We start from the raw sequence: 18866 nt of genomic DNA on the forward strand, positions 1-18866 counted from the left end.
GTTGTGTGTCTCCGTTGTATTGGTCTCAGACGCCCAAGAGCGATTCGATGCGGGCGCGGTCGTCGGCGATGGCCTGGCGGTCGAAGTGTTCGATCACACGGCCTTCCTCGACCACGTAGAAGCGGTCGCCCACGCCCGAGGCGAAGCGGAAGTTCTGCTCCACCATCAGGATGGTGAAGCCGCGCTGGCGCAGCACGCCAATGGCCTCGCCGATCTTGTCGATGATCACGGGCGCGAGGCCTTCGGTGCATTCGTCGAGCAGCAGCAGCTTGGCGCCGGTGCGCAAGATACGGCCAATCGCCAGCATCTGCTGTTCACCGCCCGAGAGGCGCGTGCCCGGGCTCTTGCGGCGCAGCTTGAGGTTGGGGAACAGTGTGTAGATCTCGTCCACCGACATGCCGCCGGGCATGAGCACCGGAGGCAACATCAGGTTCTCTTCCACGTCCAGGCTGGCGAAGATGCCGCGCTCTTCCGGGCAGTAGGCCACCCCCAGGTGCGCAATGTCTTCGGGCGCCATGCCCGTGGTGGGTTTGCCATTGATGGCGATGTGGCCCTGGCGCTTGGTCAGCAGGCCGACGACGGCGCGCAACGTGGTGGTCTTGCCCGCGCCGTTGCGGCCCAGCAGGCAGACCACTTCGCCGGGGTTGACCACGAAATCGATGCCATGCAGCGCCTGCGTTTCGCCGTAGTGGCCGGTGAGGCCCCGCACCTCCACGCACGGGGTCGTGGTGATGTTCTTCTGGTTCTCAGGCATGTGCGCCCCCTCCGACATAGGCTTCCCGCACGCGCGGGTCGTTCGACACTTCTGCGTAGGTGCCTTCGGCCAGCACCTCGCCGGACTGCAGCACGGTGATGCGGTCGCACAGCTCCGCCACCACCTTCATGTTGTGTTCGACCATGAGCACCGTGCGTTGCTTGGCCACTTCGGCAATGAGCCGCGTGACCGGGCCGATGTCTTCGTGGCCCAGGCCCGCCATGGGCTCGTCGAGCAGGATCAATTCGGGGTCCAGCGCCAGCGTGGTCGCCAGCTCCAGCGCGCGCTTGCGGCCGTAGGGCAGGTCGGCGGCGGTGTGCTTCTCGTAGCCGCTCAGGTTCACCGAGGCCAGCAGTTCGCGCGCACGGGGCGTGAAACGGTCCAGCGTCTTGTCGCTGCGCCAGAAGGCGAAGGTGCCGCCGCCCTTGCGTTGCAAGGCCACGCGCACGTTGTCAAGAACGCTCATCTGGCCGAACACGGCCGAGATCTGGAACGAGCGCACCATGCCGCTGGCGGCCACGCTGGCCGGGTCCTTGCGGGTGATGTCGCGGCCGTTGTAGTGGATGCGGCCGGCGGTCGCCGGGATCGACGTGGTCAGCAGGTTGAAGCAGGTGGTCTTGCCCGCACCGTTGGGGCCGATCAGTGCGTGGATGGTGTTGCGCCGTACGGAGAGCGACACGTCGCGCACGGCGTAGAAGCCCATGAACTGTTTGCTCAGGCCTTCGGTGCGCAGGATCACGTCCTCGCCCGGGGCGTTCTGGTGGGAGGTGATGGATGGGGTCATGCAATGGCCTCGTCGTCGAACAGCACCTCGGGAAGACCGCGCACGCCCAGACCGTGGATCGCGAAGACCGCGCCGGCATCGGGGTGGTCGGTTTTCAGGAGGTTGCCGCTGTTGCTGATGCTGGTGACGTAGAGCACGTCCAGCTCGGGCCCGCCGAAGCAGGGGCAGGTGGGGAAAGGCGTGGGCACGTCGACCAGGCGCAGCAGCTGGCCTTGCGGCGTGTAGCAACCGAGTTTGCCGGCTTGCACCAGGGCGACCCAGAGGTTGCCGTCGGCGTCGACCGTGGTGCCATCGGGCGCGGAGCCTTGCGCGCGGGTGTTGAACAGCGAGCGACGTGGACCGACGGCACCTGTGACGGTGTCGTAGTCGACCACGCTCACCTCGTCGCTGAAGCTGTCGGCGTGGTAGAGCGAGCGGCCGTCGGGGCTGAAACAGGTGGCGTTGGCCAGGGCGATGCCGTCGAAGAGTTTCGTGGCCGTGCCATCGCGCTCCAGGCGGTAGTAGCCGCCGTCGGGGTCGTGCCGGCCCACCACCAACGAGCCCGCGACGAAGCGGCCCTGGCGGTCGGTGCGGCCATCGTTCAGGCGCATCGACGGGCCGGCGTGCTGCACTTCGGCGAGGCGGCGGGTCGCGCCGGTTTGCAGATCGAGGATGTGGAAGCCGTCTTCGAGCGACAGCACCAGGCGGCCGCTCTTCGTGAGTGCGATCGAGCCCACGTCGCTGGGGGTTGCCCACTCGTCGTACTCGTGCAGGGCCTCGCCGCGCAGGCGGCGCACCAGCCTGGCTTTGGAGTCGATCCAGTACAGCGCCTGTTCGCGGTGGTCCCACAGCGGGCATTCGCCCAGGCGGTCGCGCCGGGTGCCGAGAATGTCGATGTGCAAGCTCATGCGGTGCTCCGTGCCATGTCGGCTTTGCGCAGCGCATCGGCAGCAGCGGCGCGGCGAATGAGGTACATGCGGTAGGCCTGCGGCCACGTGGCGTAGTCCTGGTTCACGCCCAGGGCGACTTCGGCATGCACCGGCCAGTTGGGGTTGTAGAGGGCTTCGCGGCCCACGCCGATCAGGTCGGCCTGGCCCGCCTGCAAATAGGCTTCTGCCGTTTGCGGTTCGATCACCAGGCCCACGCCCATCACCTGCAGGCCGGTGGCTTCGCGCAGTTGTTTGCCCAGTTCGGCGCGGAACAGCAAGCCGTTGGAGACCGATTTGCCTTGCGTCGGGTAGCTGGAAATGCCACCGCCGGAAGAACAGTCGACCACGTCCACGCCGCGCTCTTTCAGCGCGCTCAGCAGGCCGACCAGTTCGTCGAATTCCATGCCGCCGTCGACCACGTCGGCCAGCGACACGCGCCAGAACAGCGGCTTGTCGTCCGGCCATTCGCGGCGCACGGCTTCGGCCACGTCGAGCGCGAAGCGCCAGCGCTGCTGGCCAAAACGGTCGCTGCGCTGGTTGGCCACGGGCGAGAGGAACTGGTGGATCAGGTAGCCGTGTGCACCGTGCACTTCCAGCACCTCGTAGCCGGCCTCGCGCGCACGCCGTGTCACCACACCGTAGTGGCGCACCAGGCTTTCCACTTCTTCGGTGCTCAATTCGTGCGGCGTGGGCCAGCCCGGTCCCACCGGCAGGGCGCTGGGGCCCACCGAGGTCCAGGGTGGCTCACCGCGCGCGGCATCGGTTTCATTCAAGGGGCCATGGCCGTGCCACCACTTCTGCATGCCGGCCTTGCGCCCGGTGTGGCCGAGCTGGATGGCGGGCACCGCGCCATCGCGGCGCAGGGCGTCGGCAATGCGCGCCAGCGGCGCAATGTGCTCATCGCTCCACAGGCCGATGTCGCCGTGGGTGTTGCGCCCACGCGCTTCCACCGCCGTGGATTCGACGAACACGATGCCGGCACCGCCCATGGCAAAACGCGCCAGGTGGGCCAGGTGCCAGTCGGTCGCCATGCCTTCGACGCCAGCGGACTGCTGCATCGGCGAGATGACCACGCGGTTGCGCGCCTGCATGCCGCGCAGTGTGTAAGGCGTGAAGAGTTGTGCCATGGCGAATGCCCCGCGTTGTTGGCTTACTTTTTGGTCACGAAGTCGCAGCCGCCTTCGGCCAGCGGACGGAAGATCTGCTCAGCCGGAATCGGCGCGCCGACCTTGTAGTAGTCGTACTTGTATTTCGACTCGGCGGGCGACTTGATTTCGATCGGGTACACCGCGCGCATCACCTGGCCGTCTTCGCGGATCGGTGCGTTGGCGGTCATCATGTCGTTGACGCGCGTGGCCTTCATCTTGGCAATCACCTTCGGGCCGTCGTCGGTGTTGATCTCTTTCACCGCCTTGAGGTAGTGCGTCACCGCGCTGTACACGCCGGAGTTGGTGAAGGTGGGGGGAACGCCGCCGCTGCTGCGCGACATGAAGCGCTTGCTCCAGGCACGTGTGGCTTCGTTCTGGTCCCAGTAGAAGGGGTCGGTGATGTTCAGGCCCTGGGCCACGTCCAGGCCCATGGCGGTCACGCTGTTGATGGTCATGCCGAACACGCTGAGCGTCTGGCCGCCACGTGTGACGCGGAACTCTGCGGCCTGCTTGAGCGAGTTGGAGACGTCCGCGCCGGCGTTCAGGATCACGATGCCCTTGGCACCGCTGGACTGCGCCTGCAACAAGTACGACGAGAAGTCGGTCGCACCCAGCGGGTGTTTCACCGAGCCCACCACGCGCCCGCCAGCGGCCTGGATGAACGTCGTGGCCTCGGCCTGCATCGCCGCGCCGAACGCGTAGTCCACCGTGATGAAGAAGAAGTCCTTGATGCCCTTGTTGATCATCAGCTGCACGCCCGCCTTGGGTAGCGAGTAGGTGTCGACCAGGAACTGGATGCTCATGGGCGAGCAGGCCTTGCCGGTGAAGTCCGAGGAGATCGTGCCGGCGATCAGGTAGGGCTTTTGCTTCTCCTTCATGAAGCTCTGCACGCCGAGTGCGATCGACGAGGCCGAGCCGCCGACGATCACGTCGACCTTGTCGGTGTCGATCCACTTGCGCGCGGCGGCCAGGCCCACATCGGGCTTGTTCTGGTCGTCCACCGAGACCAGCTCGATGGACTTGCCGTTGACCTTGCCGCCGAAGTCCTCGATGGCCATGCGCGCACCCAGCACGGAGCCCGAGCCACCCGCACCGGAATACGGTCCGCTGGCGTCGTTCATCACGCCGATGCGGATCACGTCGTCCGAGATCTGGGCCTGTGCCGCACCGCCCATGAGGGCGATGGTGGCGGCCACGGCTTGGGCGCTGCGTTGGAATGTCTTGCTGAGGGTCATGGAGGTCTCCGGGTTCAGGGTGGGTTTATTTCTTGACGAAGTCGCAGCCGCCTTCGGTCAGCGGACGGAAGATCTGGTCGGCTGGAATGGCCGCGCCGACCTTGTAGTAGTCGTATTTGCTCTTGGACTCGGACGGCTTCTTCACTTCGATCGGGTAGACCGCGCGCATCACCTGGCCGTCTTCACGGATGGATGCGTTCTTGGTCATGAAGTCGTTGACCGGTGTGGCCTTCATCTTGGCCATCACCTTCGGGCCGTCATCCGTGCCGCCGTCCTTCACGGCCTTCAGGTAGTGCATGGCGGCGCTGTACACACCGGCCTGGATGTAGGTAGGCACCACGCCGTTGTTGCGTTCCATGAAGCGCTTGCTCCAGGCGCGGGTGGCGTCGTCCTGGTCCCAGTAGAAGGGCACGGTGATGTTCAGGCCTTGCGCCACATCCAGGCCCATGGCGGTCACGCTGTTGATGGTCATGCCGAACACGCTGAGCGTCTGGCCACCGCGCGTGAGGCGGAATTCGGCCGCCTGCTTGAGCGAGTTGGACAGGTCTTGCCCGGCGTTCAGGATCACGATGCCCTTGGCACCGCTGGACTGCGCTTGCAGAAGGTACGAAGAGAAGTCGGTCGCGCCCAGCGGGTGCTTCACCGAGCCCACCACACGGCCACCGGCGGCCTGCACGAACTTCGTCGCCTCGGCTTGCAGCGCGGCACCGAAGGCGTAGTCCACGGTGATGAAGTAGAAGTCCTTGATGCCCTTGTTGATCATCAACTGCACGCCCGCCTTGGGCAGCGAGTAGGTGTCCACCAGGAACTGGATGCCCATGGGCGAGCAGGCCTTGCCGGTGAGGTCGGCCGAGACGGTGCCGGCGATCAGGTAGGGCTTTTGCTTTTCGCGCATGAGCGTTTGCACGCCGAAGGCGATGGACGAGGCCGAGCCGCCGATGATGGTGTCGATCTTGTCGGTGTCGAGCCATTTGCGTGCGGCGTTCAGGCCCACGTCGGGTTTGTTCTGGTCGTCGACTTGCAAGATCTCGATGTTCTTGCCGTTGACCTTGCCGCCGAAATCTTCCACCGCCATGCGCGCGGCGAGCACGGAGCCGGGGCCGCCGTTGCCCGAGTAAGGGCCGCTGATGTCGGCCATGACGCCGATGCGCACCGCGTCGTCAGAGATCTGGGCCTGGGCCGCGCCACCCGCGAGAGCGAGGGCGGTGGCCGCAAGAGCGGCGCGCAGGGTTGGGTTGAGGATCGCTGTGTTCTTCGTCTTCATCTTTGTCTCCAGAGGTGTCGGTGTTGAGGGAAGGGAACAGGGAACGGGAACGGGAACGGGAACGGGAACGGAAAAAGGAACGGTCAGGTTCTTGGGTTTCCTGACGGCAAGGCGAGGATCTGCTTGGCCAGAATGTTTCGCTGGATTTCGTTGGAGCCACCAAAGATCGCCGGCATGCGCGAGTCGAGGTACTGCCCCATCACGTCGGTGGCGATGCCGTCGATCACCACGTCGTCCATCTGGCCGCCTTGATCGCCCGCGAGCTGCACCAGCTCGTCGGCGATGCGCTGGTAGGTCTCGGTGCCCCAGACCTTGAGGTAGGACACGTCGGGACCGAGTTCTTCACCGCCACGCAGCAGGCCCATGAAGAGCTCGAACGCGGCCTTGAGGTCGCGCACGTCGAGCACCAGTTGGGCGTAGCGGTCGCGGAAGTCGGCGCGCTCCAGCGCGTTGGTGGCGTCGGCCAGGCGGTCCAGCTGGGCCAGCGCGCCTTCGCACTGGCGCGGCGTGCCAAAGAAGATGCGCTCTTCGCGCAGGAAGGAGTTGGCCACGTTCCAGCCGTCGTCGATGCGGCCCACCACGTTGCTCACCGGCACGCGCACGTTGTCGAAGAAGACTTCGCTGAACTCGCTCTCGCCCTTGAGGTTGACGATGGGGCGCACCTTCACGCCCGGGGTCTTGAGGTTGATCAGCAGGAAGGTGATGCCGCGCTGTTTCGCGCCGTCGACCTTGCTGGTGCGCACCAGGGCAAACATCCAGTCGGCGCCCGGGCCGAGCGTGGTCCAGATCTTCTGGCCATTGACCACCAGCTCGTCGCCCTCGCGGTCGGCGCGGGTGCGCAGGTTGGCGAGATCCGAACCGGCATTCGGTTCCGAATAGCCTTGGCACCACATGATCTCGCCGCTGAGCACGCGCGGCAGGTGGTAGCCGATCTGCTCGGGCGTGCCGTGCATGAGCAGCAGCTTGCCGATGGCCAGGCCGTGGTCGGGGATGCGTGCGCAACCGTAGCGCGCCATTTCTTCGGCGTAGATCACCTGCTTGGTGGGCGAGAGGCCCATGCCGCCGTGTTCCTTGGGCCACGACGGTGCGAGCCAGCCCTGCTTCGACAGGGACTGGTACCAGTCGGAAATGTCGGCGTAGTAGGCGCGCTTCTTCATGAAGCGTTTTTCGGGCGGGTAGTTGGCGGCGATCCAGTCGGCCAGCACGTGGCGGAATTCGTCGTCGGGCAGCTCTGCGACGTCCGTGCCGTCGGCTACCTGAACCGCTGCGCCGCCGTTGAGCGCGCGCGTGCGGCCGTTCTTCTGCAGTTCGTCGAGGAACTGGCCGCGTTGCCACAGCGGGTTGCCCAGCCAGGCCGAAAGCGTGAGGCCGCGCTTCAGGCACAGGCCAATGTCGGTCTCGTCGGCAATGCCCATGCCGCCGTGCAAATGGATCGCGGCTTTGCCCACCAGCAAGGCGGTGCTGGCGGCGCGGGCGCGCGCGGCGCGCAGGGAGAGCGTGCGTTGCGCAGCGTCGCCTGTGCCGTTCCAGTCGAGCAGCGCGTTCTCGGCCGAGGCGCGCGCGAGTTTGCTGTGCATCCACATGTCGACCATGCGGTGCTGCAGCGCCTGGAAAGACGCGATCGGTTTGCCGAACTGCACTCGTTGCGAGGTGTAGGCCACCGTGTCGGCGAGCGCGCGCTCGGCCACGCCCACGAGTTCGAAGGCCGAGGCCAGGCGCGCGAGTTCGATCGCGTTCGCGACAGCTTCACGCACGGCCGGGCCGCTGGCGAGCAGCGCGTCGGCGGGCAAGGTGATGCCGCTGAAATTCACCGCGCCGAAGTCGGTGCCGTCCACGGTTCGGCTGTTCTGCACGATTGGACCCTGGGCACCGGCAGGCACCCAGAACAGCGCGGTCTCGCCGCCGTTCAGCGCCACCACCAGAAAGCCTTCGGCCGCGCTTGCCAGCGGCACGAAGCGTTTTTGCGCGCCGCTCAGTTGCCAGCCCTCGCCCTGGCGTTGGGCTTGCAGTTGCAGGGCGTCCAGATCCAGCGCGCCAGCGGCTTCCTGCCACGCGAGCGCGGCCAGGGTCTTGCCGGTGACCACGTCTTCGAGCAACTGGCGCACGGCCGCAGAGCCTTCGGCCAGGGGCACCAGCGCCTGCACCACCATCAGGCCGCTGGCCACATAGGGCTCGGGCGCGAGGCCACGGCCGAGTTCGCTGGCGATCAGCGTGGCTTCGGCCAGGCCCAGACCATGGCCGCCGAGCGCTTCGGGCACCAGCACGCCGAGCAGCCCGGCGTCGGCCATGTCGCTCCAGACCGCGCGGTCCAGTGGCACGGCCTGGTCGCGCAGGCGGCGCACGCGCGCCGGTGCGGGCTGGCGTTGGTGGAAGTCCTGCACGCTGTCGCGCAGCATGCTTTGGGTTTCGTCGAGAGTGGTCATGGGGTCGGCAATACGAACGCTCAAGCGTTGTCGGTGGGAAGGGTGTGGCCGCGGAATTGCTCGCGCAGCTTGAGTTTTTGCAGCTTGCCGGTGGCGGTGTGGGGCAGGGCGTCGACGAACACCACGTCGTCGGGCATCCACCACTTGGCGACCTTGCCGTCCATGAAGCCCAGCACCTCTTCGCGCGTGGTCTGCTGGCCGGCCTTGGGCACGATCACCAGCAGCGGGCGTTCCTGCCAGCGCGAGTGCGCCACGCCGATCACGGCGGCTTCCTGCACGGCGGGGTGGCCCATGGCGGCGTTTTCCAGGTCGATGGACGAGATCCATTCGCCGCCGGACTTGATCACGTCCTTGCTGCGGTCGGTGATCTGCACGAAGCCATCGGCGTCCAGCGTGGCCACGTCGCCGGTGGCGAACCAGCCGTCGGCATCGAGCACGCTGCCACCTTCGGCGCGGTAGTAGCCGCTGGCCACCCAGGGGCCGCGCGCCTTCAGGTCGCCAAAGGCCTTGCCGTCGTGCGGCAAGGGCTTGCCGTCTTCACCGAAGATTTCCAGGTCCACGCCGTAGATGGCGCGGCCTTGTTTGGCCTGCAGGTCGTAGCGTTGTTGAATGGGAATGCCCTGGTGCTTGTCGAGCAGGGTGCCGATGCTGGCCAGCGGGCTGGTTTCCGACATGCCCCAGGCGTGGATCACGAAGGCGCCGAGCAGGCTGTCGAACTTTTCGATCATGGCGCGGGGGCAGGCCGAGCCACCGACCACCACGCGTTGCAGCTGAATGTCTTTCAGGTTCAGCGAAGCGCGGTGGCGCTCGATGTGGTCGAACAGGCCGAGCCACACGGTGGGCACGCCGAGCGAGAAGTTGCAGCGCTCTTCCTTCAGCAGGCGGTACATGTTCTCGCCCGAGAGGTTGGGGCCGGGCAGCACCAGCTTGGCGCCGCACATGGCACCGGCGTACGGGATGCCCCAGGCGTTGACGTGGAACAGCGGCACCACCAGCAAGACGCTGTCGCGCGCCGAGAGGCCCAGGCCATCGGTGGTGCAGGCGGTGAACGAGTGCAGCACGGTAGAGCGGTGGCTGTAGAGCACGCCCTTGGGGTTGCCGGTGGTGCCGCTCGTGTAGCAGAGAGAAGACGCCGTGTTCTCGTCGAATTTGGGCCAGTTGTAGTCGGGCGAAGCCGCGTCGAGCAAATCTTCATAGCACAGCAGGTTGGGCAGATCCACCTGCGGCATCTGGTCGCGCCGGCACATGGCCACGAAACCCTTGGCGTGCGTGAGCTGCGGTGCCAGGCCGGCGAGCAGGTCGGCGAACGAGGTGTCGAAGAACACATAGCCGTCTTCGGCGTGGTTCAGGATGTAGGTGATCTGCTCCGGGAACAGGCGCGGGTTCACCGTGTGCAGCACGGCCTGCATGCCCGAGACGCCGAAGTACAGCTCGACATGGCGGTGCGTGTTCCAGGCCAGCGTGGCCACGCGGTCACCGGGCTGCACGCCCAGCGTGGTGAGTGCGTTGGCCAGGCGCTTGGCGCGTTGCTGCACCTCGCGCCAGTTGCTGCGGTGGGTGCTACCGTCCACCATGTGCGACACGATCTCCCGCTCGCCGTGGAAGGCGGCGGCGTGGTCGAGCACGCCGGAGAGCAGCAGCTGGTGTTGTTGCATCAGGGCTTGCATGGGGGCCTCTTTCTCTCTTAGTGGTAGCTGCGGCCGCCATCGACCGCGAGCGTGATGCCGGTGACGAAAGACGATTCGTCGCTGCTGAGGTAGAGCGCGGCCAGCGCGATTTCTTGCGGCTCGCCGATGCGTTCGAGCGCGTAGCGCGGGCCCACCTGGCTGTGCAGCTGTTCGGCGGTGTAACCACCGCGCACCATGGGCGTGTCGACCGCGCCGGGGCAGATGGTGTTCACCCGCACCTGCGGTGCCCACTCCATGGCGATGCTTTTGGAAAACGCGATCACGCCCGCCTTGGACGCGGCGTAGGCGCTGCGCTGCTTGAAGGGTTGCAGGCCCTGACCGGACGAGAGGTTCACGATGGTGCCGGCACCGGCCGCACGCATTTCCGGCAGCGCGGCGCGGCAGACGTTGAAGGTGCCGGTGAGGTTCACGTCGATCACGCGCTTCCAGTCGTCGAGCGAGACCTCGTCGGCCCAGTCGGTGTTGGCGATGCCGGCCGCGTTCACCACGCCGTCGAGCCCGCCGAAGGTGCCCACGGCGCTCTGCACCGCGCGCTCCACGGCTTGCGGGTCGGTGATGTCGGCCTCGCAAGCCAGCCACAGCTCGGCGTCACCTGCAAAGTCGGCCGGGCGGTGGCGGTCCAGCGCCAGCACCCGTGCGCCGGCGCGCAGGAAGAGTTCGGCAATGGCGCGCCCGATGCCCGAGGCCGCGCCCGTCACCAGGATGCGCCGGCCCGCGAGCCGGCCGGCGATGCGCGTGTCATCGGGTTGAAAGGGGGGGTGCGGGTGGCTGTGGCTCATATTCAAAAGTTCGGTGGATTTACCAGCCGGCAGGTAAATGACGGTTGCCAAAAAAAGCCATGAGGTTCCTGGTGCATGGCGGGTGGGTAAAGGGGCCGTCAGGCGGCGGCCTTGCGGCGGCGTGCGGGCGGTGGTGCGGGTTCTTCGAGCACCAGGCCATACAGCAGCATGTCCAGGAACTGCTGCATCACCTGGGCGGCGCTGAGTTTGCCGCCGGGCTTGTGCCAACGGGGCATGTGGTTGAGTGCAGAGAGCAGCAGGCGACCGGCCATGGCAGGGTCCACCGCGCGCATTTCGCCAGCGGCAATGCCGTCGACGATGCACTGGCGCAGCAGGCCTTCGTAGCTGTCGCGCAGCTTGAGCGCGGCCATGCGCTGGCCATCCACAGCGGTTTGCCAGAAGGCGTTGGAGCCGGCGATCCAGCGGTCGCGCCCGCTGTCCTGGATGCGGGCCGAGGCTTCCATGAAGGCGCGCACGCGCGCGGTCGGGCCCGTGGCTTTGGCCACTTCGGCCGCCACCTGGTCGTACAGCAGCTGGATGGACTCGAGCACGATGCGGTCGTAGAGCGCGTCCTTGTTCGGGAAGTAGTAGTACAGCGCGGCCTTGGTGATCTTGGCGGCCTCGGCAATGTCGCGCAAAGACGTGCGGTCGTAGCCGTGCTGCGCGAACAGGTGGCGCGCGATCGCGAGCAACTGGTTCTCGCGCGAGTCGAGCGGATCGGGTGACTCCATCGGGGCGGCAGGCTTCTTGGTGGACATGCAGACTTTCTCTCTGGTGTGGGTTCAGTGGACCATCATAGAAAGATCGCGGACGGGAGGGAAATTTCAGCGGCCCTGGTAGACCGGCTTGCGCTTTTCCAGGAAGGCTTTTTGCGCTTCGCGCGCGTCTTCGGTCTTGGACAGCGCGACCGTGTTGCCTTGCTCGTAGCGGTAGGCCTCGCGGGTGGGCATGTGCAGCGTCATGCGCGAAGCTTCCTTGGCCAGGCGCATGGCAATCGGGCTCTTGGACGCGATCTCGCGCGCGATTTCCATGGCGTAGGGCATGAGCTCGTCGGGCGGCAGGCAGGCTTCCACCAGGCCCAGGCGGTAGAGCTCTTGCGCCGAGACCTGCATGCCGGTGTAGAACATGCGGCGCGCACGCGACTGGCTGAAGTGCTTCTGCAAGAAGGTGGCACCGCCGGCCAGGCCGACGTTGATCTCGGGCATGGACACGTAGGCGTTTTCCGAGGCGACCCAGATGTCCGAACCCAGCACCAGGCCGAAGCCCGCGCCCAGCGCCGGGCCGTTGATGGCCGCGATGATGGGCTTGGAGCACTCGACCATCGCGTTGTGGCATTCGCGGGTGAGGCGGTTGTGGCGGCCGTAGGCACCGGGGGTGGCGCTCAGGTCTTTGCGCTCGCGGATGTCGGCGCCGGCGGAGAAGGTCTTGCCCGCGCCGGTGATGACGATGCAGGCCACTTCGGGCATGTCGCTGAGGGCATCGAAGCAATCGATGATCTCGGCGCGCAGCTCGGCGTTCTGGGCGTTGACGGGTGCGCGGTTGAGCGTGACCACGGCCACGCCTTCGTCGATCTGGAGCTGGATGTGCTGGAGGTTCATGGCTTTGTTCCTGTGAAGGTCAGTGCGTGGAGATCAGTGCATCCAGGCACACACCGCCTTGGGTTTGCACCACGAAGGGGTTGATGTCGATGCCGGCCAATTGGTCCGCATGGCGAACCGCGAATTCAGAGAGTTTGCTCAGCGCATCGCACAGCGCGGGCACGTCGTACTGCGGGCCACCGCGCCAGCCCTTGAGCAGGGCCGAAGCGCGCACCGAATCCACCAGCGCCAAACTCTGCGCAGGCGACAAAGGTGCAGACGCAAACGCCACGTCCTTGTACAGCTCCACCGCCGTGCCACCCAACCCAAACATCACCATGGGGCCGAACACCTCGTCCATGTGGATGCCGATGATGGTCTCCACACCGCCGCGCACCATGGGCGCGATCAGCACGCCGTCGATGCGCGCTCCCGGCGCGCGCTCGGCCGCGCGCGACATGATGGTGTCGAAGCCAGCCGCCACCGCAGCGGCATCGGCCAGACCCACCAGCACACCACCCACTTCGGTCTTGTGCGCAATGTCGGCCGAGACGATCTTGGCCACCACCGGGTAGCCCATGGCGTTCGCTGCCGCCACGGCATCGGCCGCGCTGGTGCAGGTTTTTTCGGGCAGCACCGGAATGCCGGCCGCGCCGAGCAAAGCCTTGGCCTGCGTTTCGGTGGCGGCTTCGGGCAGCTTCTGCGTGGCGCGTTCCACGGCCACATCGGCCGTGCGCATCTCACGGCGCAGGCGGGCCATGCGCGCCGCGCCAGCAATCGCGCGCACCGCACGCGTCGGGTCCGCGAACACCGCCACACCGCCGGCTTCCAGGCGCTGCGTCACGCCCTCGTCGGACAGCATCACCACCACCAGCGCGCGCTCGGGGTGCTCGCGGTGGATGGCGATCAAACGGTCTTCGGTGGACTGGAAACGCGCGGGCGACAAGCCCACGTGCGCGAGATACGCGAACAGGCTGCCGTAAGCGGCGTCTTTGCCCAGCATGGCTTCGATGGTGCGCGCCACGCCATCGGGCACGGCCGTGACTTGTGCCGTGGTGTCGAACGGATTCGCCGGCACCGCGTAGGGCAGCAGTTCTTTCAGCGCCGCGTTGGCGCTCTCGGTGAGCGCGGGCAGCTTCATGCCGAGTTCGGTGGCGTTGTCGGCCATGAGAATGCCGATGCCGCCCGAGCCCGTCATGATGCCGATGTTCTCATCGCTCGGCAGCGTGCCGATCACCGCGCACAGGTGCGCCAAGTCCAGCATTTCTTCCACCGACTGCGCGCGGTGCGCACCGCACTCGGCGAACACCGCGTCATACACCGCGTCATTCCCCGCCAGCGAACCGGTGTGGGTGGCGGCAGCTGCTGCGCCCACGTCGGTGCTGCCGATCTTCATGATGATCAAGGGCTTGCCGGCAGCGGCTGCCTTGCGCAACGCGGCGCGCAAACGGTCACCGTCTTTGCAGGCCTCGAGCGCGGCGCAGATCACGCGCGTGTCGGGGTCTTCGGCCAGGTAGTCAATGCACTCGGCCACGTCCACATCGGCCTCATTCCCGGTGGCGATCACGCGCGACAAACCAATGCCGCGCAGCGTGGCCATGCCATAGGTGGCCGAGCCAAACGCGCCGCTCTGCGTGGCCAGGCCGATCACGCCGTGCTTGGGGCGCAGGCCGTTCAGCGCGGTGGAGAAGGTGGCATAAAAATTCTGCGAAGGGTTCAGCAGGCCCAGTGCGTTCGGGCCCACCATGCGCATGCCGGCTTCGCGGCAAATGGCCACCAGACGCGCCTGCAACTCGGCACCGGCCGCGTCCACCTCGGCAAAGCCGGCGGTGAACACCTGCACCGCCTTCACACCCTTGGCCGCGCATTCCTTCAGCGCCGCTTCCACGCCGGGCACCGGCACGGCGATGATGGCGTGGTCCACCGGGCCAGGCACATCGGTGAGGCTGGCGTACGCGGGCAGGCCTTGAATCTCGGCGGCGCCGCTGCGGTTCACCGGGTACAGCTGGCCCTTGAAGCCGGCTTCCAGCAGAAAGCGCAGAGGGCGGCCACCGATGCGCTCGGGGTCGGACGAAGCGCCGATCAGCGCCACGGAACTGGGGAAGAAAAGCGGGTGCAGGGGGTGCATGGGTTCGGCGCGCATGGTGGCAGTGGTCGTCAATGCATTACAGAAGAGCGTGGGTCGTGCCGCCGTCGACCAGCAGCGATTCGCCGGTGACGAAACTGCTTTCGTCGCTGGCGAGGAAGAGAGACGCGTTGGCAATATCTTCCACCTCGCCCAGGCGGCCCAGCGGTGCGCGCGCAATGCGCTTGGCCACCATCTCGGGGTTGACGTTGATGGCCACACCTTCGGTTTTCACCGAGCCCGGGCACACCGCGTTCACGCGGATTTTCTGCGGGCCCAGATCCACCGAGGCCGAGCGCGTGAGGCCGAGCACCGCCGCCTTCACGCCGCAGTACACCATGCCCGAAGGAATGCCCAGGAAGCTCGCGGCCGACGCAATGTTCACGATGGCCCCGCCACCCGAACGCGCCATGGCGGCTGCACCCACCTGAATGCCCCAGACCACCGAGTGAAAACCCGTGCCCGTCATGCGCGCCAGCATCTCGGGGGTGATGGCGTCGATGGGGCCGTAGCGCACCCAGATCGCGTTGTTGACGAGAACGTCGAACCGGCCGTAACGCTGTTCCAAGTCGCCCACCGCCGCTTCGAAGGTGGCGCGTTGTGCCACGTCGCCTGCGTAGGCGTGGGCTTGTGCGCCCTGGTCGCGCAGCGCCTGGGCTGCGCGCTCGGCGTTGTCGCCTTTGATGTCGAGAACGCCGATGGCCGCGCCCTCGGCGGCGAAGCGTTCACAGATAGCGCGGCCGATGCCTTGAGCGCCGCCGGTGACCAAAGCCACCTTGCCTTTGAGCCTGTTTCCCATGTGTTGCTGTCTCCGTGTTTGTAGATTATTCTACCGGCCGGTTAGTAAAACACGATAGCGCTCAAAACCTAGGAGATACCCTTATGTCGACACCGGATTTGAAACAGCAAGTCACCGAACTGATGGACCGCGAAGCGATCCGCGAATGCATGGCGCGCTACTGCCGCGGCATCGATCGGCAAGACGAAGAAGCGCTGCGCAGCGCCTACTGGCCCGACGCCACCGACCGCCACGGCCCCTACCAGGGCAGCGCCACCGGCTTCATCGACTGGGCGCTGAAGAAGCTCGCCAAGGACAGCGAGCGCTCCATCCACAACATTGCCAACATGTCGATCACATTGGCGGGCACGCAGGCGGCGGTGGAGACGTACTTTTTGGCACTGCAGCGCGACCGCGATGCCGAAGGCGTGGCGCAAGAAGTGTTCATTGCCGGGCGCTATGCGGACCGCTTTGAGAAGCGCGGTGAAGAGTGGCGCATTGCGGCGCGCACGGTGGTGTACGACTGGCTGCGCCCCATGGGTGCGGTGCACAAAACCGAGGCCGAACATTTCGGCACGGTGCGCGCGCCGCTGGGTTCGCTGCGCGACAGCGATCCGATTTATGCGCTGCTTGATGCGGTGCAAAACCAGAAGGGCTGAGCTTCAGCTGACCTTCTAAGCAAGGCTGGTTGTTTGACATGGCATTGCCGCAAGCCACCGTCAAGTCGGCCGCGCGCGTGCTGGAGCTGCTGGAGCACTTCCGCACCGTGCGCGCGCCGCGCTCGCTCAAAGACCTTGTGGACGCGCTCGGCTACCCGCAATCGAGCACCACGGCGCTGCTCAAGAGCCTGACCGCCCAGGGCTACCTGAACTACGACCGCGTACAGCGCGTGTACTTCCCCACGCTGCGCGTGGCTGCACTCGGCGAATGGATCGAACCCGCGCTGCTCGGCGACAACGCGCGCTTGCTCGACGCCATGCGCGACGTGCACAACGCGACCGGCGAAACCGTGTCACTCGGTTTGCTGAACGACGTGTACCTGCAGCACGTGCGCATCATCCAGTCCACCCACGCCATGCGCTTCTACACGGAAGAGGGCAGCATGCGGCCAGTGGTCACGTCATCGCTGGGCTGGTTGTTGCTGTCCACGCGCACACCCGAGCAGATCGAGCGCCTGGTGCGCCGCGCCAACATTGCGATTGCCGACCCCGCGCAACGGGTGGACGTGGCAGCGATGGTCAAACGCATCCTGTCGCTCAAAGGCCAGACCCAGATCCACATAGAAGGCATGCCGTTCGCAGACGGCGCGACGATGTGCGCGCTGCTGCCGGTGACGATCCATGGGCAGCCGGTGGTGCTGGGCTTGGGCGGGAGTCTGGAGAGGGTGCGGGAGAACAGGGTGCGGTATGCGGAGGTTTTGAAGGGGGCTGTGGGCGCGGTATAAGGAAGGGGCGGGTTCCATCAAGTTGGGGGGAACTCCGCCGCCCATACCGATGCAACCAAGATTATTTGCGACACATGATCATGGCGGGTTCACGGTTTCCGATCAACGTGATTTCGGGCGCAAATGAGGATGGATCTGCATCCGGCCGATCTCGTCGCTCAACATCTGAGTTGCCTCGATCAGCTGCTCCGGATTCAACTGGTCAGTTGGCGCAGAAATGCTAACGGCCGACTGCCCGTTGGAGGACGGCACCACCATGCCAACGCCCCTCACGCCTGGAAGAGCCCAATCCGGCGTGATGGCGAACCCGCACCGACGGGTTTCTTCGATGGCCGATCGCAACAGACTGCTGTCGGCAGCCAGCAGAGAGCGCGTGGCGCCTTTCGTCCGAAGTCCTTCTTCGATAGCTGCATCGTCCATGGCTGCCAGCAGGGCGAGTCCCGCCGGGCCCGCGCCCAGAGGACGACGCCCGCCGATGCGCAGCAATACCTTGCGGATCGGATAGTCACCATCCACTCGGTCGAGGCAGATGGCATCGAATCCACTCCGACTCATCAAATACACGGTGCCTTTGGTCATTGCGGCCAACCGCAACATGTGCGGCCGACAGCTTGCGACGAGTCCGCCTTTATCACCCGCTGCCAGGCCCAGCTCGAAACTGAGCGGGCCTAGACGGTAGCGGTTGGTGGTGACACTCTGCACCACCATGCGTTCCTTGATGAGGATCAACAGGATGCGCCGAACGGTGGGATGTGGCAGCCCGGTGCTGGCTGCCAGATCCACCAGCCGCGCGCCGCCCGCTCCGTCTTTGGCAATGGCGCGCAGGACATCGATGGCGCGGGAGATTGCGTGCTTTCCAGACTGCTTGTCTTCTTGATCGCCCATTCTTGTCTCCTTGCCAACCGACATCGCGAGCAACTTGCAGCACAGCGTACTCCAATATCGCTGGCGCTCTCACCCCGAGGCGCGCGGGCTACTCGGGAACATAGCCAGCTCGGCGTGCCGCCTCGGTCCAGAACGAAACCTCGGCACGAACCATCGCGGGCAACTCTTCTGGTGTGCCGGCCACGGGGGCCGCGCCCGCCAATCGCACACGGTCCACAAACGCGGGCGACTTTGCCACCGCCAGCAACTCGTGGTTCAGTCGCTGCACGACTGCCGCAGGCGTCTTTGCCGGTGCCCATAGCCCGCCACTGAAAACCGTCAGAAAGCCAGGATATCCGGACTCCGCGATCGTGGGTACATCGGGAATCTCTTCCAGGCGGCGGTTCGCGCCGACGGCCAGGATCTTCATGGCGCCCGAGGCAGCATGGGCGCGAAAAGACGTGATGCCTTCGAATGCCGCCTGGACTTCGTTCGACAGAAGAGCCGTCGTCACGTTGGCTCCGCCTTTGTAGGGGATGTGCTTGACATCAATGCCCGCCGCAGCTTTGAGAGCCTCCATCGACATCATTGCGTTGGGAGCTGCCGATCCATAGTTCAGCACGCCGGGATTCGCTTTGGCATAGGAGATGAATTCAGCCAGCGTGCGGGCAGGGACTTTGGCCCCCACCGCCAGCACGAATGGACCCTGATACAGCGGCGCGATAGGAACGAAGTCGGTCGCCATGTTGATAGGCGGATCCTTCTGAAACACCTTGGAAAGAACAGATCCGCCGACAAACAGCAGTGTGTATCCGTTGGGCTCAGCGTTGGCCACAAAGCGTGCGGCCACGATGGCATTGCCACCTGGCCGGTTCTCCACCACAACGCCCTGGCCCAGGCGCGCAGCCAGCCCTTCGGCGGCTGCCCGGGCAAGCGTGTCAACCGTTCCGCCAGCAGAGTAGGGCACCACAAGCGTGATGGGGCGGGAAGGGTAGGTTTGCGCAGAAGCGGACAGCACGCCTAACGCGCAGGCGAACACAAGGCCCGCGCGCACCAACTGCTTTTTGAGGTTCGTGATCATGTTTTGTCTCCTTT

Annotated in this window: 17 protein-coding genes; 2 read left to right on the forward strand and 15 right to left on the reverse strand. The window is 65.9% G+C overall.

Translation table 11 applies throughout. The features are described from left to right. Window positions 1-25: 25 nt before the first annotated feature. The 13 genes from F9K07_RS06120 to F9K07_RS06180 form a co-directional block, all read right to left on the reverse strand. The gene (locus tag F9K07_RS06120) at window positions 26-754 is read right to left on the reverse strand and encodes an ABC transporter ATP-binding protein (RefSeq protein WP_159590388.1); all 729 of its coding nucleotides are present in this window, start codon (window positions 752-754) and stop codon (window positions 26-28) included. Continuing rightward, window positions 747-1538, reverse strand: coding sequence for an ABC transporter ATP-binding protein (locus F9K07_RS06125; RefSeq protein WP_159590390.1), 792 nt, complete (start codon window positions 1536-1538; stop codon window positions 747-749). Before F9K07_RS06125 ends, F9K07_RS06120 begins: the two co-directional genes overlap by 8 nt. Then, window positions 1535-2425: an SMP-30/gluconolactonase/LRE family protein gene (locus F9K07_RS06130; protein ID WP_201451521.1), complete on the reverse strand. Its 891-nt coding sequence runs from the start codon at window positions 2423-2425 to the stop codon at window positions 1535-1537. Before F9K07_RS06130 ends, F9K07_RS06125 begins: the two co-directional genes overlap by 4 nt. Next, complete coding sequence (locus F9K07_RS06135; RefSeq protein WP_159590392.1) at window positions 2422-3573, reverse strand: NADH:flavin oxidoreductase/NADH oxidase; 1152 nt, start codon at window positions 3571-3573, stop codon at window positions 2422-2424. Before F9K07_RS06135 ends, F9K07_RS06130 begins: the two co-directional genes overlap by 4 nt. Before the next feature lie 23 nt (window positions 3574-3596). Further along, complete coding sequence (locus tag F9K07_RS06140) at window positions 3597-4829, reverse strand: ABC transporter substrate-binding protein (protein WP_159590394.1); 1233 nt, start codon at window positions 4827-4829, stop codon at window positions 3597-3599. A gap of 25 nt (window positions 4830-4854) precedes the next feature. Next, window positions 4855-6093, reverse strand: a complete 1239-nt coding sequence (locus F9K07_RS06145; RefSeq protein WP_159590396.1) for an ABC transporter substrate-binding protein — start codon at window positions 6091-6093, stop codon at window positions 4855-4857. A gap of 83 nt (window positions 6094-6176) precedes the next feature. After that, window positions 6177-8516: an acyl-CoA dehydrogenase gene (locus F9K07_RS06150; RefSeq protein WP_159590398.1), complete on the reverse strand. Its 2340-nt coding sequence runs from the start codon at window positions 8514-8516 to the stop codon at window positions 6177-6179. A gap of 20 nt (window positions 8517-8536) precedes the next feature. Continuing rightward, the gene (locus F9K07_RS06155; protein WP_159590400.1) at window positions 8537-10183 is read right to left on the reverse strand and encodes a 3-(methylthio)propionyl-CoA ligase; all 1647 of its coding nucleotides are present in this window, start codon (window positions 10181-10183) and stop codon (window positions 8537-8539) included. A 17-nt stretch (window positions 10184-10200) separates the two neighbouring features. After that, window positions 10201-10983 (reverse strand): SDR family NAD(P)-dependent oxidoreductase, encoded by a 783-nt coding sequence (locus F9K07_RS06160; protein ID WP_159590402.1) that lies wholly within the window; start codon window positions 10981-10983, stop codon window positions 10201-10203. Window positions 10984-11081: 98 nt separating this feature from the next. Further along, window positions 11082-11741 carry a TetR/AcrR family transcriptional regulator gene (locus F9K07_RS06165; protein ID WP_159590404.1) on the reverse strand — a complete coding sequence of 220 codons (660 nt, stop codon included), beginning with the start codon at window positions 11739-11741 and terminating at the stop codon, window positions 11082-11084. A 66-nt stretch (window positions 11742-11807) separates the two neighbouring features. Beyond that, window positions 11808-12581, reverse strand: a complete 774-nt coding sequence (locus F9K07_RS06170) for an enoyl-CoA hydratase/isomerase family protein (protein ID WP_159590406.1) — start codon at window positions 12579-12581, stop codon at window positions 11808-11810. Between the two features lie 19 nt (window positions 12582-12600). Then, complete coding sequence (locus tag F9K07_RS06175) at window positions 12601-14703, reverse strand: acetate--CoA ligase family protein (RefSeq protein WP_236581806.1); 2103 nt, start codon at window positions 14701-14703, stop codon at window positions 12601-12603. Window positions 14704-14725: 22 nt separating this feature from the next. Next, the gene (locus tag F9K07_RS06180) at window positions 14726-15484 is read right to left on the reverse strand and encodes an SDR family NAD(P)-dependent oxidoreductase (protein ID WP_159590408.1); all 759 of its coding nucleotides are present in this window, start codon (window positions 15482-15484) and stop codon (window positions 14726-14728) included. An 83-nt stretch (window positions 15485-15567) separates the two neighbouring features. On the opposite strand from F9K07_RS06180, the gene F9K07_RS06185 reads away from it, so the two are divergent. Further along, window positions 15568-16122: a nuclear transport factor 2 family protein gene (locus F9K07_RS06185; protein ID WP_201451522.1), complete on the forward strand. Its 555-nt coding sequence runs from the start codon at window positions 15568-15570 to the stop codon at window positions 16120-16122. A gap of 38 nt (window positions 16123-16160) precedes the next feature. After that, entirely contained in the window at window positions 16161-16907 is a 747-nt protein-coding gene (locus F9K07_RS06190; protein ID WP_236581809.1) for an IclR family transcriptional regulator, read from the forward strand. Window positions 16908-17009: 102 nt separating this feature from the next. On the opposite strand, the gene F9K07_RS06195 is transcribed toward F9K07_RS06190, so the two are convergent. Then, a complete protein-coding gene (locus F9K07_RS06195; RefSeq protein ID WP_159590410.1) occupies window positions 17010-17792 on the reverse strand; it encodes an IclR family transcriptional regulator in 783 nt (260 codons plus the stop codon). A gap of 88 nt (window positions 17793-17880) precedes the next feature. Next, window positions 17881-18852, reverse strand: a complete 972-nt coding sequence (locus F9K07_RS06200) for a Bug family tripartite tricarboxylate transporter substrate binding protein (protein WP_159590412.1) — start codon at window positions 18850-18852, stop codon at window positions 17881-17883. Between the last annotated feature and the right edge of the window lie 14 nt (window positions 18853-18866).

The sequence above is a fragment of the Hydrogenophaga sp. BPS33 genome, assembly GCF_009859475.1.
In the GTDB taxonomy this organism is placed as follows: domain Bacteria; phylum Pseudomonadota; class Gammaproteobacteria; order Burkholderiales; family Burkholderiaceae_C; genus Hydrogenophaga.